The sequence below is a fragment of the Streptomyces sp. NPDC006872 genome, assembly GCF_040635845.1.
In the GTDB taxonomy this organism is placed as follows: Bacteria; Actinomycetota; Actinomycetes; order Streptomycetales; family Streptomycetaceae; genus Streptomyces.
The window spans coordinates 313,729-329,988 of sequence record NZ_JBEYIL010000006.1 but is presented as its reverse complement, the minus strand read 5'-3'; the positions used below and the strand labels follow the sequence as shown (position 1 = coordinate 329,988).

The 16,260-nt window shown below is 70.7% G+C and carries 15 protein-coding genes; 8 read left to right on the top strand and 7 right to left on the bottom strand.

The features are described 5' to 3' along the window. Positions 1-60 precede the first annotated feature (60 nt). On the bottom strand, positions 61-2,337 hold the full coding sequence (locus ABZ725_RS20235) for an elongation factor G (protein WP_358803971.1): 2,277 nt from the start codon (positions 2,335-2,337) through the stop codon (positions 61-63). A gap of 363 nt (positions 2,338-2,700) precedes the next feature. Further along, on the bottom strand, positions 2,701-3,411 hold the full coding sequence (locus ABZ725_RS20230) for a nucleotidyltransferase domain-containing protein (protein WP_358803970.1): 711 nt from the start codon (positions 3,409-3,411) through the stop codon (positions 2,701-2,703). A gap of 398 nt (positions 3,412-3,809) precedes the next feature. On the opposite strand from ABZ725_RS20230, the gene ABZ725_RS20225 reads away from it, so the two are divergent. The 8 genes from ABZ725_RS20225 (at position 3,810) to ABZ725_RS20190 (ending at position 11,931) form a co-directional block, all read left to right on the top strand. After that, entirely contained in the window at positions 3,810-4,634 is an 825-nt protein-coding gene (locus ABZ725_RS20225; RefSeq protein WP_358804151.1) for a hypothetical protein, read from the top strand. A gap of 70 nt (positions 4,635-4,704) precedes the next feature. Continuing rightward, the gene (locus tag ABZ725_RS20220; RefSeq protein ID WP_358803969.1) at positions 4,705-5,859 is read left to right on the top strand and encodes an FAD-binding oxidoreductase; all 1,155 of its coding nucleotides are present in this window, start codon (positions 4,705-4,707) and stop codon (positions 5,857-5,859) included. Beyond that, on the top strand, positions 5,856-6,164 hold the full coding sequence (locus ABZ725_RS20215; protein WP_358803968.1) for a (2Fe-2S)-binding protein: 309 nt from the start codon (positions 5,856-5,858) through the stop codon (positions 6,162-6,164). The genes ABZ725_RS20220 and ABZ725_RS20215 overlap by 4 nt, the downstream gene beginning before the upstream one ends. After that, a complete protein-coding gene (locus ABZ725_RS20210; RefSeq protein WP_358803967.1) occupies positions 6,148-7,578 on the top strand; it encodes an NAD(P)/FAD-dependent oxidoreductase in 1,431 nt (476 codons plus the stop codon). Before ABZ725_RS20215 ends, ABZ725_RS20210 begins: the two co-directional genes overlap by 17 nt. A gap of 180 nt (positions 7,579-7,758) precedes the next feature. Beyond that, on the top strand, positions 7,759-8,616 hold the full coding sequence (locus ABZ725_RS20205; RefSeq protein ID WP_358803966.1) for a dihydrodipicolinate synthase family protein: 858 nt from the start codon (positions 7,759-7,761) through the stop codon (positions 8,614-8,616). 24 nt (positions 8,617-8,640) lie between these two features. Then, positions 8,641-9,642: a proline racemase family protein gene (locus tag ABZ725_RS20200; RefSeq protein ID WP_351919310.1), complete on the top strand. Its 1,002-nt coding sequence runs from the start codon at positions 8,641-8,643 to the stop codon at positions 9,640-9,642. A 99-nt stretch (positions 9,643-9,741) separates the two neighbouring features. Further along, the gene (locus ABZ725_RS20195) at positions 9,742-10,443 is read left to right on the top strand and encodes a GntR family transcriptional regulator (RefSeq protein WP_358803965.1); all 702 of its coding nucleotides are present in this window, start codon (positions 9,742-9,744) and stop codon (positions 10,441-10,443) included. 189 nt (positions 10,444-10,632) lie between these two features. Then, the gene (locus ABZ725_RS20190) at positions 10,633-11,931 is read left to right on the top strand and encodes an NAD(P)-binding domain-containing protein (RefSeq protein ID WP_358804150.1); all 1,299 of its coding nucleotides are present in this window, start codon (positions 10,633-10,635) and stop codon (positions 11,929-11,931) included. An 83-nt stretch (positions 11,932-12,014) separates the two neighbouring features. Here the strand turns inward: ABZ725_RS20190 and ABZ725_RS20185 are convergent, their stop codons facing one another. The 5 genes from ABZ725_RS20185 to ABZ725_RS20165 are packed head-to-tail and all read right to left on the bottom strand — an operon-like array spanning position 12,015 to position 15,867. Beyond that, positions 12,015-13,352 carry a cytochrome P450 gene (locus tag ABZ725_RS20185; RefSeq protein ID WP_358803964.1) on the bottom strand — a complete coding sequence of 446 codons (1,338 nt, stop codon included), beginning with the start codon at positions 13,350-13,352 and terminating at the stop codon, positions 12,015-12,017. An 8-nt stretch (positions 13,353-13,360) separates the two neighbouring features. Further along, positions 13,361-13,954 (bottom strand): ATP/GTP-binding protein, encoded by a 594-nt coding sequence (locus tag ABZ725_RS20180; RefSeq protein ID WP_351919304.1) that lies wholly within the window; start codon positions 13,952-13,954, stop codon positions 13,361-13,363. Beyond that, positions 13,929-14,306 (bottom strand): DUF742 domain-containing protein, encoded by a 378-nt coding sequence (locus ABZ725_RS20175; protein WP_358803963.1) that lies wholly within the window; start codon positions 14,304-14,306, stop codon positions 13,929-13,931. Before ABZ725_RS20175 ends, ABZ725_RS20180 begins: the two co-directional genes overlap by 26 nt. Next, entirely contained in the window at positions 14,303-14,704 is a 402-nt protein-coding gene (locus tag ABZ725_RS20170) for a roadblock/LC7 domain-containing protein (protein WP_351919300.1), read from the bottom strand. Before ABZ725_RS20170 ends, ABZ725_RS20175 begins: the two co-directional genes overlap by 4 nt. Beyond that, positions 14,701-15,867, bottom strand: coding sequence for an ATP-binding protein (locus ABZ725_RS20165; RefSeq protein ID WP_358804149.1), 1,167 nt, complete (start codon positions 15,865-15,867; stop codon positions 14,701-14,703). The genes ABZ725_RS20170 and ABZ725_RS20165 overlap by 4 nt, the downstream gene beginning before the upstream one ends. Positions 15,868-16,260 lie beyond the last annotated feature (393 nt).

Below are 16,260 nucleotides of genomic sequence, written 5' to 3'. Positions count from 1 at the left end.
GGGTGCGGGTCCCCGGAACCTCGGGCCGAGGTTCCGGGGACCCGCACCCCGCTCCGGGGCCTACCGCGTCGTCGCCGCCGTCGGCGCCGGGGCGTATCCCGTCGGGCGGGCCGAGAAGGTGCCTCGGCCCTGCGTGCGGCTGCGCAACCGGGTCGCATAGCCGAACAGCTCGGCCAGCGGCACGGTGGCCGTGACCACCGCCGAACCGCCGCGGACGGCCGAGTCGGTGATCCGCCCGCGCCGGCCGGCCAGGTCGCCGAGGACCCCGCCGACGGCGTCCTCGGGCACCGTGACCGTGACCTCGACAACCGGTTCCAGCACAGCCATCACGCAGCCGCGCAGGGCCTCCCGGAGCCCGAGCCGGCCTGCGGTGCGGAAGGCCATCTCCGAGGAGTCCTTCACATGCGTCGCCCCGTCGGTCAGGGTGACCCGCAGCCCGGTGACCGGGTACCCGCCGAGGGGGCCTTCGGCAAGGGCGTCCCGGCAGCCGGCCTCGACGGCACGCGCGTACTCCTGCGGCACTCGTCCACCGACGACGGTCGAGCGGAACGCGAAACCGGTTTCAGCGTCACCGCCCGCGCCGCCTGCTTCGCCCGCATCGCCTCCATCACCTGCATCGCTTTCGCCGAGCGGTTCGACATCGAGCACGACATGCGCGAACTGGCCCGCGCCACCGTCCTGTTTGACGTGCCGGAAGACCAGGCCGGACACCCCATGGACGACCGTCTCCCGGTAAGTCACCCTCGGACGCCCCACGTTGACCTCCAGTCCCAGGCTGCGGCGGATCTTCTCCACCGCGACCTCCAGATGCAGTTCACCCATGCCCGACAGCACGGTCTGACCCGTCTCCGGATCGGTCCTGACGACCAGCGACGGGTCTTCCTCCGCGAGCCGGGCAAGCGCCGAGGCCAGCCGGTCGGCGTCGGCACTCGTGCGCGCCTCCACCGCCACGGAGACGACCGGGTCGGGGACCCCCGGCGGTTCGAGAACGATGGGCGCCTCGGGCGCACACAGGGTCGAGCCCGCGCGGGCCGACTTCAGCCCGACCACGGCCACGATGTCACCGGCGACCGCGCGCTCCAGCTGGGCGTGCCGGTCGGCCTGCACGCGCAGGATCCGGCCGATCCGCTCGGTGCGTCGCCCGCCCGACTCCCATACCGCGTCTCCCTTCTCGATCGTGCCCGAGTACACCCGCAGGTAGGTGAGCCGACCTGTCGGGGTGGCGCTGACCTTGAACGCGAGCGCCGCGAACGGCGCGGCGGGGTCGGCGGGCCGTTGCTCGCCGACGACATCCTGCATACGGTCGACACCGTCGCGCATACCGTCCACGCCATCGTGCATACCGTCCACGCCGTCGTGCATTTCGTCGACGCCATCGTGCATACCGCGGGAAGCGTTCTGTATACGGTCGACAGCCTTGCGCAAACCGCCGCCCGTATTGCGCATACCGTCAGCGCCGTCGCGCATACCGCATACCGGCGGCACGTCCAGCGGCGACGGCAGATAGGCGACGGCCGCGTCGAGCAGTGGCTCGACGCCCCGGTTGCGGTAGGCCGAGCCGCACAGCACGACCACCCCGTCACCTGTACGGGTCAGGTCGCGCAGGGCCGCGGAGAGAGTCTGCGCGGACAGTGTCTCCTGGTCGCAGAACTCCTCCAGCGCGGCCGGGTGTCGCTCCGCCACGGCTTCCTCCAGCAGGCGGCGCCGACGCAGCGCCTCCTCCCGCAGCTCCTCGGGTACCGCCCCTTCGACGGCACTGTCGCCGTCGTCGTTCCAGGTCAGCGCCCGCATGCGCAGCAGGTCGACGACGCCGGTGAAGTCGTCCTCCACGCCGATCGGCAGTTGCACGACCAATGGGACCGGATGGAGTCGTGCCCGGATCGAGGCCACCGCGGCGTCGAGGTCGGCGCCCGCCCGGTCCAGCTTGTTGACGAACGCGATCCTCGGCACGCCGTGCCGGTCGGCCTGCCGCCACACGGACTCGCTCTGCGGTTCCACGCCGGCGACGGCGTCGAACACCGCCACCGCCCCGTCGAGTACCCGCAGGGATCGCTCCACCTCGTCGGCGAAGTCGACGTGCCCAGGGGTGTCGATCAGGTTGATGCGGTGACCGTCCCAGTCGCAGCTCACGGCCGCGGCGAAGATGGTGATCCCACGGTCGCGCTCCTGAGGGTCGAAGTCGGTGATCGTCGTGCCGTCATGGACCTCACCGCGCTTGTGCGTGGTCCCGGTCGCGTACAGGATCCGCTCGGTGACGGTGGTCTTGCCGGCGTCGACATGGGCGAGGATGCCCAGGTTGCGCACGGCGGAGAGATGACGGTCGAGGTGGTTGCGCACGGCCCTTGGCCTTTCGGGGTGTTCCGAGAACGGGCAGCGCGATTTCCCGACGAGGGCGATGAGCGTCGAAGGTCGGTGAGTGGGATCAGACCTGTTCGACGCACCGTCAGGCATGGGGCCTCGACGGTGCGTCGGAGTGCTCAGGCGTTCGTCAGGACATCCGGTGCCGGCCGCGCAGCGAGCACCGGACGGACGTGGATACGAGGATCACCTCGTAGCGGGAGCGGGGAGCGACGACAGCGGTGTGGTCACGCATGGCCGGGCTCCCCTCGTTCGTCTCGGTACCGCACAGCCGCGTCATGTCGTGGGCTGCGCTCGGTCTTCGGCGATTCTAGAGGCGAACGGTCGTGCGTGGCACGTGATTTATCGCGTGCCGGGCGTCTCCTGGGGAGCTGTGTAGAACTGCCGCCGCACCCGGCGCAGCCATGCTTCGGCGGCCGTGTCGTCGGGGTGTTCGGGCAGCACGCTGCGCGTCTCGGCGAACGCCTCCTCGAAGCCGCGCAGCAGCGGCAGCGCGGCTTCGGGATCGGCGGCGACCTGCTCGCCGAACCGGTGGTAGCTCTCCGGGTCCTCGACCCGGATCGTCAACTGCCCGGTGGCGTACAGCTCGTAGCCCTGGGTGCACAGCCGCTTGAGGTGGCGTGCGTGCTTGGCGGTCCGCTTGCTGACGTCCTCGGAGAGAGTGCCCTGGCTGCGGTTCTGCAGTTTGCGGAACTGCTGCGTGGCGTAGCCGAGGTAGGCGTCGCGGACCCGGTGAGCGCCGAGCAACGTCTGGCGGACGGCGATGAGTTCGTCGCCGAGCGGAGTGCGCACCTCGTACAACTCGTCCGGCAGCCAGACGAGTTCCATGACGGTCGGGTTGCCGCCGAGGGCGAGTCGGCACCACTTCGCGGCCTCGTGCAGGGTGCGGTCGGGCGCCGTGCTGACGTGCGACTCCTTCGGTCCGTGCAGACCGTGCAGTTCGTCGGTGGGGGCGGCGAACATGCCGAGGCGGTCGATGTCCGAGCCTTTGTGGGCGAGCCCGTAGGCGGTCGAGCCGACGATTCCAGACAGCAGGATGTTGTTGACGGTCACAGGTGCCCCCGGTCGTTCCCCCGACGATGATCACCCGGCGCCGCAGTCGGCGATGGGACCGCCATGATGCCCCGGCCTCGGCTCGGACCACCTCACATTTTCCGGCACCACCCCCCTCTGCGCTCCGCCAGATCCACCCACCCCACCCACCCCACCCGCTTCTCGCCCCCGCTTCTCGGCCCGCCTCGCGCCCCGCCCCGTCGCGCTTCACCCGTACGGCTCCTTGCGCTGGTCGAGCGGCCCGGCCGGTGGTGCGGTGGAGGGCAGGGGCAGCCGACCCCCGTCCTCAGGAGGTACTCGTGACCAGCCCTCGCCCGTCGTCCCGCCCGCCCCGTCCCTCGGGCCCGGCCGGTCCGAACCGCCCGGTCCGCCCGGTCCGTCCGGCCCGTCCGGCTCGGGTGCTGGCCGCCGTCCTGGCCGCCGGAACGCTGCTCACCACGGCAGCCTGTTCCGACGGGGACGACAGCGCGTCGAGCGGCTCCGGCGTGACGGCCTCGCCCGTCGCCGAACGCGCCGTCACCACGACTCCGACCACGACTGCGACCACATCTGCGACCGCGTCCCCCACCGAGCCGCTCACGCAGGCCGGCGCACAGACGGCGCTGATCACGGAGGGCGACCTGGAGGACGACTGGACGCAGGTGAAGACCGCGGCGAGCTGGCGGGACCGACTGCTCATCGACACGGTCGACGCGGCCCAGTTCGTCACGGCCAAGACACAGTCCGATGCCTGCCAGCAGTTCCTCGACGGGCTCTACGACGACGACCTGCTGGGAAAGCCGTCCGGGGCGTCGGCGCTCACCGGCTTCCAGGAGGGCGACTCCCGTCTGCTCTACCAGGTCGCCGCATACCAGCGGGCCGCCCTGGACTCGAAACTGGACTGGCTGGAGTCGCTCCCGACCGAGTGCGACCAGTTCAACGCGGTCGGCTCGGACGGCTCCACACGCACCGTGCAGGTCATCGTGAACTCCCTGCCCAAGGTCGGCGACGCCCGATACGGCTTGACCATGACCATGCAGGGCGTCTCCGGCGGCGCCCCGATCACGCTCACCCTCGACGTCGCCGTCGTTCGGGTCGGGGACGACGCGATCACGGTCACCAACGGCGGACTCGACGGCGCGGATCACGACAGCACCAAGGACGCGGTGAGCCACGGCACCACACGCCTCAAGGACGTCCGGGAAGGCCGTACCCCGGCCCCGGAGCCCAGCGAGTTCGACTGAGCGTGCGCATGGCCCTCCGGGCCGTCGCGGCCTTCTTCCTCCAGTCAGAGCAATGTGACATATTACTGGTGTGACCAAGCGACTGAGCGGTGACGTCGTGGTCGTCGGCGCCGGCATGGTGGGCGCCGCCTGCGCGCTGTACGCGGCCCGCGCCGGGCTGGACGTGGTCCTGGTCGACCGCGGCCCGGTGGCCGGCGGCACGACCGGCGCGGGCGAGGGCAATCTGCTGGTCTCCGACAAGGAGCCCGGTCCGGAGCTTCAACTGGCTTTGCTGTCCTGCCGTTTGTGGGGCGAGCTGGCCCAAGAGCTGGGAACGGCCGTCGAGTACGAGCCCAAGGGCGGGCTCGTCGTCGCGTCCACGCCCGAGACGCTCGCCGCCCTGACGGACCTCGCGGCCGGACAGCGCGCGGCCGGGGTGGAGACGGTCCACGTCGACGCGGGCCGACTCACCGATCTGGAACCGTACTTGGCGCCCGGCCTAGCGGGCGGCGTGCTGTATCCGCAGGACGCCCAGGTCATGCCCACCCTCGCCGCCGCCCACCTGGTGAAGGCGTCGGGTGCGCGGCTGGAGACCGGTCGCACGGTGACACGCGTCCTGCGCGGCGCCGACGGGGCCGTACGGGGCGTGCGGACCGACCGGGGCGACATCCTCGCGCCGGCCGTGGTGAACGCGGCCGGGACCTGGGGGGCAGAGGTCGCCGCATTGGCGGGGGTCGGACTGCCCGTGCTCCCCCGCCGCGGCTTCGTCCTGGTCACCGAGCCGCTGCCGCACCGGGTGCGGCACAAGGTGTACGCCGCCGACTACGTGGCCGACGTGGCGAGCGACTCGGCCGCCCTGCAGACCTCGCCGGTCGTCGAGGGAACCGCCGCCGGGCCGGTGCTGATCGGCGCGAGCCGCGAACGGGTGGGCTTCGACCGGTCCTTCTCGCTGCCGGTCGTACGCGCCCTGGCGGCGGGCGCGACGCGTCTGTTCCCGTTCCTGGAGCACGTCCGGGCGATGCGCACGTACCTCGGCTTCCGCCCGTACCTGCCCGACCATCTGCCCGCTGTCGGGCCCGATCCCCGCGTGCCCGGGCTGTTCCACGCCTGCGGCCACGAGGGCGCGGGCATCGGCCTGGCGACCGGCACCGGGTCCCTGATCGCGCAGACGCTCACCGGCGGGAGCCCCGAGCTGGACCTGACGCCGTTGCGCCCCGACCGCTTCGCCGAGGAGGCTGCCAGGTGAATCCCTTGAAGTTGGTCCGGGCGCGTCCCGGCGCCCCGTTCACCGTCACCTTCGACGGCCGGGAGATCGAGGCGCTGCCCGGTCAGACGATCGCCGCGGCCCTGTGGTCGTCGGGCGTCACCGCGTGGCGCACCACCCGGGGCGGAGGGCGTGCGCGCGGGGTGTTCTGCGGGATCGGCGTGTGCTTCGACTGTCTGGTGACCGTCGACGGCCGTCCCAACCAGCGGGCCTGTCTGGCGCCGGCCCTGCCGGGCGCGGACGTCCGTACGCAGGAGGGGACGGGCCACGATGACCACGACGACTGAACACCGTCCGGTGCTCGCGGTGATCGGGGCCGGCCCGGCCGGGCTCGCCGCCGCTCTGGCAGCCGCGGCGCACGGGGTACGCGTGGTGCTGATCGACTCCGCCGCCGAGGCGGGCGGGCAGTTCTACCGGCAGCCCGCACGCGGACTCGGCGCCCGGCGCCCACAGGCGCTCCACCACCAGTGGCGTACCTGGGAGCGACTGCGCGCAGGGCTCGACGACCAACTGGCCGCCGACCGCGTCACACACTTGAGTGACCGTCATGTGTGGTGTGTGGAAAGGGAGTCGGACGGGTCCACGGCGGGTGGATTCATCGTGCACGCGCTGCTCGGTCCGCTGCAGGAGGAGTCCGTCGCGGTCCGCGCCGAGGCCGTGCTGCTGGCGACCGGCGGCTACGAGAAGGTTCTGCCGTTCCCCGGCTGGACACTGCCCGGCGTGGTCACCGCGGGCGGCGCGCAGGCCCTGCTGAAGGGCGGGCTCGCGCTGCCCGGCCGTACGGCGGTCGTCGCCGGCACGGGCCCGCTGCTGCTGCCCGTCGCGACCGGCCTCGCGGCCGCGGGCGCCCAGGTCGTCGCACTCGTCGAGTCGGCCGATCCGCGGAGCTTCGTACGGCGCTCCAAGGCATGGGCCGCGGCCCCGGCGAAGCTCGCCGAGGGTGCCGGGTTCGCGGCCCAACTCCTGTGCCACGGCATTTCGGTGATGGTTCGTCATGCCGTGCTGGAGGCGCACGGGACCGAGCGGCTGGAGTCCGTCGGCGTCGTCGCGCTGGACGCCGCGGGCCGGCCCGTGCCCGGCACCGAACGGCGGCTGCCCTGCGACACACTCGCCGTGGGCCATGGCCTGCTGCCGCACACCGACCTCGCCGAGGGGCTCGGCTGCCGCCTCGACGGGCCGAACGTGCGCGTCGACGACGAACAGCGCACCGACGTCCCCGGGGTCTGGGCCGCCGGCGAGACCACGGGGATCGGCGGCGCGGCCCTGTCGCTCGCCGAGGGGCACATCGCCGGACGGTCGGCGGCGGCGCGGCTGACCGGTGCCGTTCCCGACCCGCGGGAGTGGGCTCCGGCCTCCCGTGCCCGTACCCGGCTGCGGGCGTTCTTCGCGGCACTGGACGACGCCTACGCCGCAGCTCCCGTCCGGTGGACGGAGCAGGTGACCGACGAGACGGTCGTGTGCCGCTGCGAGGAGGTCACCGCCGGTACCGTCCGCGAGGCCGTCGGCGCGCTCGGCGCGGGCGATCTGCGCACCGTGAAACTGCTGACCAGGGCCGGGATGGGCTGGTGCCAGGGACGCATGTGCGAGGCCGGGGTTGCAGGCGTCGCGGGCTGTGCGTTCGTCCCGGCTCGACGGCTGCTGGCGCGCCCCGTGCCTCTGGGGGTGCTGGCCGCCCCGACCGAACCGACGACACCGCAGTGACGGTCACAGCAGTGATATGTCACATTCCACTCACGCCGTTCATTGCACTCATGGCACTCATGGCACTCATGGCACTCAGCGAAGGGACCTCCGCGCATGACCGCCCCCACGGCATCCTCAGCACCCGCCACTTCCTCAGCATCCACCGCCGCCCGGCGCCGACCCTGGCGTGGTGTCCTCGTGGCCACCGCGCTCCCGCTCGACGACGACCTCTCCATCGACTACGACCGGTACGCCGAGCACTGCGCCTGGCTGGTGGCGAACGGCTGCGACGGCGTCGTCCCGAACGGTTCCCTGGGCGAGTACCAGGTGCTCACGCCGGAGGAGCGCGCCAGGGTGGTGGAGACCGCGGTGGCCGCGATCGGCGGCGCGCGGGTGATGCCCGGGGTCGCCGCGTACGGCTCGACGGAGGCCCGGCGCTGGGCCGAGCAGGCGGCCGAGGCGGGCTGCGGGGCGGTGATGCTGCTTCCGCCGAACGCCTACCGCGCCGACGAGCGTGCCGTCGTGGCCCACTACGCGGAGGTCGCCCGGGCGGGTCTGCCGGTCGTGGCGTACAACAACCCGATCGACACCAAGGTCGATCTCGTGCCCGAACTGCTGGCCCGGCTGCACGGCGAGGGGCACATCCACGGCGTGAAGGAGTTCTCGGGGGACGTCCGTCGCGCCTACCGGATCGCCGAACTCGCCCCTGAACTGGACCTGTTGATCGGCGCCGACGACGTGCTGCTGGAGTTGGCCGTGGCGGGCGCCAAGGGCTGGGTGGCCGGGTACCCCAACGCGCTGCCGAAGGCCTCGGTGGAGCTGTACCGGGCGGCCGTCGCCGGTGATCTCACCGCCGCGCTCCCCCTCTACCGTCGGCTTCACCCGCTGCTGCGATGGGACTCGCGCGTCGAGTTCGTCCAGGCGATCAAACTCTCGATGGACGTCGTGGGCCGCCACGGCGGCGCCTGCCGCCCGCCGCGGGTCCCGCTGCTGCCGGAGCAGGAGGCGGCGGTCCGCGCGGCCACCGAGAAGGCCGTCGCCGCAGGGCTGGCGTAACTCCGAAGCGGACAAGGGGACTTCATGCGCAGCAAGCTCGTCCTGCACGCCGTCGACTCGCACACCGAGGGCATGCCCACTCGCGTGATCACCGGCGGGATCGGCGTCATTCCCGGCGCGACGATGAACGAGCGTCGGCTGTACTTCCGTGAACACCGCGACGACGTCAAGCAGTTGCTGATGAACGAGCCGCGCGGTCACTCCGCCATGAGCGGCGCGATCCTTCAGCCGCCGACCCGGCCGGACTGTGACTGGGGCGTCGTCTACATCGAGGTCTCCGGCTATCTGCCGATGTGCGGGCATGGCACGATCGGGGTGGCGACCGTGCTCGTCGAGACGGGCATGGTCGAGGTCGTCGAGCCGGTCACCACCATCCGTCTGGACACTCCGGCCGGGCTCGTCGTGGCGGAGGTGGCGGTCGAGGACGGCGCTGCCACGTCCGTGACCTTGCGGAACGTTCCCTCGTTCGCGGTCGCGCTGGACCGCGAGGCGACGCTGGCGGACGGCCGCAGGGTGCGCTACGACCTGGCGTACGGCGGCAACTTCTACGCGATCCTGCCGCTGGAGGAGTTCGGGCTGCCCTTCGACCGCGCCCGCAAGGACGACATCCTGCGGGCCGGCCTGTCGCTGATGGAGGCGATCAACTCCGAGGCGGAGCCGGTCCATCCCGAGGATCCGTCCATCCGCGGTTGTCATCACGTCCATCTGTACGCGCCCGGCGCGACCGCCCGTCACTCCCGGCACGCGATGGCCATCCACCCCGGCTGGTTCGACCGCTCGCCCTGCGGCACGGGGACGAGTGCGCGGATGGCGCAGCTGCACGCGCGGGGCGAACTGCCGTTGCACACCGAGTTCGTGAACGAGTCGTTCATCGGCACCAGGTTCACGGGCCGACTGCTGGGCACGACCGAAGTGGCGGGCCGTCCGGCGGTGTTGCCGAGCTTCACGGGCCGCGCCTGGATCACCGGCACGGCCCAGTACCTGCTCGATCCGACGGATCCGTTCCCAGCGGGGTTCGTCCTGTGACACCACAGGTGCCCGCACCGTAGATACTGGTGGTACGTGACATGGCACAGGGGCCGATGACACGGTGACAGGCCCAGCCCGCATCCGAGGAGATCCACGATGGCCGCCCTGCCCGAGAGCAGCAGCCAGCCGCCCGCCGAGCCGTCGCTGCCCGTGCTCGGCGGGCGACGCAGCAGCTACCGCGAGCGGGTCGTCGACGCCCTGCGGGCCGCGCTGATCGCGGGCGAACTGCGGCCCGGCGAGGTGTACTCGGCGCCCGCCCTGGCCGCCCGCTTCGGCGTCTCGGCGACCCCGGTGCGCGAGGCGATGCTGGACCTCGCGAAGGAGGGTCTGGTCGATGCCGTCCCCAACAAGGGGTTCCGGGTCACCGATGTCTCCGACCGGCAACTGGACGAGTACACCCACGTCCGCGCGCTCATCGAGATCCCCACGGTGGTGGCGTTGGCGACGACCGCCGACCCGGTGTCGTTGGAGGCGCTGCGCCCGGCCGCCCGGGAGATCGTCGCCGCCGCGGTCGCGGGGGACCTCATCGCCTATGTCGAGGCCGACACCCGTTTCCACCTCGGGCTGCTCGCGCTCGCCGGAAACGCGCACCTCGTCGAGGTCGTCCGGGAACTGCGCGGCCGGGCCCGCCTGTACGGGCTGACCGCCCTCTCCGCGTCGGGCCGGCTGCTGGCGTCCGCCGAGGAGCACCTGGAGCTGCTGGACGCCCTGTCGGCGCGCGACGAGCGGGCCGTGCGCGAGGTCATGACCCGGCATCTGGGGCATGTGCGGGGGTTGTGGGCCTCCGCCCGCCCGTAGCGACTCGCCCCGAAGTGGGTGGATCGTCCGGCGAAGTCCCCCATACCCGTCTCCTCCTCTCCCGCCACCTCGGCCCCGGGATCCCGCCTGTGATCCTTGTCGCCGGTGTGCGAAGAGTGAGGAGTGCGTCGCACGGGCATTCAAATGCCCGTGCGCGAAAGGAATGGTGTCTGACCTGTGGGGGAATCGTTGCGTCTGTGTCTGATCGGTGCGGGTCTGTCAGGGCTGGCGACGGCACACGCTCTGAAGACGGCCGGGGTCGACTTCGTCTGTCTGGAGCAGTCGGACGACGTCGGCGGGATCTGGCGTCGGCCGCAGGCGGGCGAGCGCGGCCCCGGCTATGTGTCGTTGCACCTCAACACCGCCAAGCAGCTCACGGGTTACACCGCCTACCCGATGCCCGACTCCTATCCGCTCTATCCGCGGCACAGTCAGATCGCCGTGTATCTACGCGCGTTCGCCGAGTGGGCAGGCGTACTGGACCGGGTCGAGCTGGGGACGACCGTGGAGTCCGCACGGCAGGAGGCCGACGGCGGGTGGACGGTCGTCAGCCGGGATGCCGACGGCACGGTATCGTCGCGCGGCTTCACGCATGTGGTCGTCGCCTCCGGGCACAACTCGGAGCCGTCGATGCCCGCGCTGCCGAGGGGCGCCGAGACGTTCACGGGAACGATTCGCCACTCCGTCGACTACCTCGACGGCAGCGAGTACGCCGGGCAGCGCGTCATCGTCGTGGGGCTCGGCCCCTCGGCGGTGGACATCGCCGCGGACCTGTCCCGGTACGCCGAGCAGACGATGCTCTCGGTGCGCCGGGGACTGCACATCGTGCCCAAGCAGTTGTTCGGCATGGCCCTCGATCAGATCGCCGACGCGCCCTGGTGGATCAGTATGTCCCTGTCCGAACAGCGCCATTTCATCGAACAGGCCCTGCTGGTCGCCCGCGGCAAGCTCGGCGACTACGGCCTGCCCGAGCCGGACCACCCGCTCTTCGCCTCGGCGATCACCATCTCCGACGAGATCCTCAGCCGTATCCGTCATGGCGCGGTCACGCCGAGGCCCGCGATCGACGCCGTCGACGGCGACCGGGTCTCCTTCGCCGACGGCACGTCGGTCAGGGCCGACGCGATCGTGTACTGCACCGGCTACCAGATGGCTTTCCCGTTCCTGGAGCCCGGCTGCCCGGTCGGCGCGCAGGGCTCGGTGGAGCTCTACAAACGGGTCGTCGCCCCGGATCGTCCCGGACTGTTCTTCGCCGGTCTGATCCGCCCCGTCGGTTCGATCACGCGGCTGGTGGAGGCCCAGGCGCGGTGGATCGCGCGGCTCGTCACCGGCGATGCGGTGCTGCCGGAGACGGAGTTCATGCGCAAGGAGATCTCGACGTACCTGAGCGGGATCGCGGGTCAGTACGGGCAGCGGGAGGGGGCGTCGATCCAGGTCGACATGGCACCGTATCTGCAGGAGCTGCGGGAGGAGCACGCCTCCCGGTGACCACCCGAAGTGACACCGCGAAGACACCCGAAGCAAGGGAATGCCCGCCCCTGAGGGCGGGCATCCGGCCTTCTCGTGTGGAACTACTTGGTCAGCCAGTTGAGGAACTTGCTCCACACACCGGCCTGTTCGGGCTGGCGGGCCGCAGTCGGGGGCGCCGATGCCTGGGCGGTGGTCTGCCGAGTCGGCCGAGTCACCGGCTTGATCGGGGTGTACCGGGCGGGGAGCGTGGCGAGACCGCGGCTGAAGGCGCCCGGACGCCACGTCAGGCTCCCCTCAGGAACACTGAGTTCGACGTCCGGAAGCCGGTTGAGGAGGTTCTCGATGGCCGACACGGCGATCTGCCGGGCGGGTTCCTTCGAGGGGCAGGCGTGCGGTCCGGCGCTCCAGGCGAGGTGCGCCCGGTTGCTGCCGGCCTTGCGGGCCGCCGACAGCACGGGGCCGGTGTTGGCGGCGGCGATGCCGACCAGCATCAGGTCACCGGCGGTGAGCTTCTGGCCGGCGAACTCCATGTCGGACACCGGATAGTGGGCGGAGAAGGTGGCCATGGGCGGGTTCTCCCACAACGTGTCGTCCATCGCCTCCTCGATCAGCCCGCCCTCGTGGGCGTACCGGTCGTCGGTGAGCAGCCGGTGCAGGGTGTTTCCGATGAGGTTGACCAGGGGCTCGGCTCCCGCGCCCAGCAGCAGGGCGACCTGGTGCAGCATCTCCTCGTCGGTCAGGTCCGTGTGATGCTGCAGAAGCCAGGAGGTGACGTCCTCGCCGGGCTTGCGCCGCTTGAGGGCGACCAGCTCGCCGACGGCCTGGAACAGCACCTCGCCCGCCTTCTCGGCGTTGACCCCGTCGAATATGCCGGAGATGCCGAAGAATACGCGGTCGCCGATGTCGGCGGTGCAGCCGAACAGCTCGTTGAACACGAACAGCGGAAGCTGCTTCGCGTAGGAGCCGATGAGGTCGGCCGAACCGCGTTCGGCGAACTGGGAGATGAGGAAGTCGGAGATCCGCTCGACACTCTGGCTCAGCCGCATCGGGTCGATGCGCGACATGCTGTCCGTGATGGACTGACGCAGCCTCAGATGCTCGGCGCCGTCGCTGTACATGCAGTTGGGCCGGTGGGCGAGCACGGGGAGAACGGGGTTGTCGGGGGCGATCCGGCCCTCGTTGAGGTCCCGCCAGCGACGCGCGTCCTTACGGAAGGAGCCGGAGTCCTGCAGGAGTTGGAGAGCGGTGGCGTAGTCGGTGACGAGGGTGGCCTCGACTCCCGGGGTGATCTCCACGGGCGCGGTGGGCCCGTAGTGCCGCAGGTAGGTGTAGTAGGCCTGCGGGTCGGCCGCGTAGTCCGACCCGTACAGCGGCACTCTGCCTCCGGGCTGGTGCGCCGGGCAGCCCGGCGGGGGCACGGGGGCGTTGGGTTGGTCCATGACTGCTCCTAGTGTGCGCGGTCCTGCAGGTGGCGGACGAGGGTGATCAGCGCGTCGGCCGACGACTTCTCGTCTCGCGCGTCGCAGGTGACGACGGGTGTGTCGTCGAGCAGGTCCAGTGCGTCGCGCAAAGCCGTCTCGTCCCGCGGCGGGGCGCCGTCGAAGTGGTTGACGGCGATGGCGTAGTCGAGTCCGTACTGCTCGATCAGATCGATCACGGCGAAGGAGTCCGCGAGTCGCTCGGGGTCGACGAGCACCAGCGCGCCGAGCGCGCCGCGTGCCATGTCCTCCCACATCTGTACGAAGCGCTGCTGGCCCGGCGTTCCGAACAGATAGAGCACCACGCGGTCGCTGATGGTCAGGCGGCCGAAGTCCATGGCGACCGTGGTGGTGGTCTTGCCCTGGACTCCCTTGAGGTCGTCGACCGACTCCGCGGCCCGTGTCATGGTCTCTTCGGTGGTCAGCGGCTCGATCTCGGAGATCGCCCCGATGAACGTGGTCTTGCCGACCGCGAAGTGGCCCACGACGAGGATCTTCACCGCCGTCTGCGTCGCGCCGCCGCGGACGTAGGCCTGCTCATCCAAACTTGGCCCTGAGACCATTCAGCACCTCCTCCAGGATGTCCCGGTCGGCGAGTGGAGCCCGCTGCACGGGGGGACGCGTGATGAGGTAGCCGCCTTCGGTGAGGGCGGCGAGGAGGATCTTCACCACGCCCAGGGGCAGTTGGGTGTGCCCGGCGATCTCGGCGACCGAGAGGTAGCCGGCGGCGCACAGGTCCAACAGGTTCTGTTCCTCGGGGGACAGACGGGTGGGCCGTTGCTGGTGGTCGGCGGTCGCCGTGACCAGCGTGATGAGGGAGAGCTGTCCCTCGTCGGGCAGCCCGCGCCCCTTGGTGATGACGTACGGACGCACTAACTCCGGTGTCTGGGGCTCCAGTTCGTCGAAACCGGTCATGACCGCGCGCCGAGGTTCTCGCGCGGCGGCGTGGTGAGCGCCTTGCCGAGCTGTCCGACGAGCTGCTGCATCCGGAAGGTGATGTCCTGCATGTCGACGTCGGGCGAGGCCGAGACGCCGAGGTAGGCGCCCTCGCCGGCGGAGATCAGGAAGACCCAGCCGCCGTCGAACTCGACCAGCGTCTGCCGCCAGCGCATCTGCGGGTCCTCGCAGAAGAACGCCAGCGAGCGGCTGAGCGACTGCACACCGCTCATCGCCGCGGCCACCCGGTCCGCGTCGTCCTTGCCGAAGTCCTGCGTCCGTGCCATCAGCAGGCCGTCGGCGGATATCAGAACGGCATGCAGGGCCCCGGGAATCTCCAAGGCGCTGTCAAGCATCCATGACAGATCGTCGTTCACGAGACCTCATGCCCTTCGCTGCTTGCACCACGTGTGCTGCTCGACTTTTCCGCGGGATTCGCAGGCGTGGCCCGGCCCGACTGGGTGCCCCGCTGGAAGGCACCCATGATCGCCGCCGTCTCGGCGCCCGAGCGGGCGGGAGTGGCGGCGGACGCGCTGCCCGGCACGATGGCCATGGGCCGCTTGCGACGCCGCTTCGGCAGGCCGTCGGCGGTGGTGCTGGCGGTGAGCGCGCCTTCTGCGCCACTGAGGCCCGTGGCGGCGACGGCGGGAGCGACCGGGGCCGGCTCCTTCTGCTCGGGCGCGCTGGTGAGCAGATCGTGCGGCAGCAGGAGAACCGCCCGGACACCTCCGTAGGGGGAGGTGGAGTCCACGGACACCTCGAAGCCGAAGCGCTCGCTGAGCACGCCGATCACCGCGAAGCCGAACTGCGGCGGGTTGCCGAGTGCCGAGACACCCGAGACCCGGTCGCTCGTCAGGAGCCTGTCGGCGCGGGCGCGCTCTTCGTCGTTCATACCGACACCGGCGTCGTCGACGACGATGCAAATACCCTTGGGCACGGTACGAATGTTGATTTCGACGACGGTGTCCGGGCTGGAATAGCTCGTGGCGTTGTCGAGCAGTTCGGCGAGGGCCAGTGCGACCGGTTCGACGGAACGGCTCGTGATGCCGAAGTCGACCTGGGAGAGAATCTCCACCCGCCGGTAATGGCGAACCCTGCCCTGTGCGCTGCGCACCACGTCGTATACGGACGCGACATCGCGTGCGCGCCCCAGCCAGCCGTCGCAGAGGACGGCGATGGACTGGGCACGTCGGCCGAACTGCGAGTTCGTGTGGTCGATCTCCAGGAGGTCCTGGAGGATGACCGACTCGCCATATTTGTTCTGCAGCCGCGAGACAATCAACTGCTGTTCCGCGGCGAGGCCCTGAAGGGTCCGCATCGCGGACTTGAGGACCGTTTTCGTTGCGTCTTCGGCTCGTTCCTGAGCTGCCTCGACGGATTGCGCGTACTCGTTCTCCAAAGCGGAGTAGTGGGTCCTGAGCCCCGCGATCTCCTGCCTCAAGGCACGCGCCGCCCTGCGCTGACGAACAATGAGGGCGACTGCGATGAGCACGGCGACGAGGAGAGCCCAGAGTGCCGGGTTCTGTATGTAATCAGTCATAAGACTCTCTTCAGGCGACTGACGGCCAGTTGCTGAATTCCCGTCAATGCGGGTGGACCGGCGGACCGCCCGCACCGGGGTGACCGCCCGGACTGTCCCCGTAGTCGGAGATGTCGTCTTGCACCCATCCGCCCGCTCTACAAGCGAGCGTGATCGTATCACCACAAGAAGACGTCACAGACCGTCAATATGCTGACTGAGGTGAACATTGACGCTCCGTCAGCGCGACCTGGGAGGGGCCGGTCGGCGACCGGGAAGCGACCCCGACACAGGGGCGTCGAGCGATGTGACAGGACAACCGATAAACGGGCTTCCGCGACATTCGGCGACAATGGAACGGAAACAACAAAACCCGCACCCGGCGAACGCCGAATGCGGGTATCAGATGTGAGC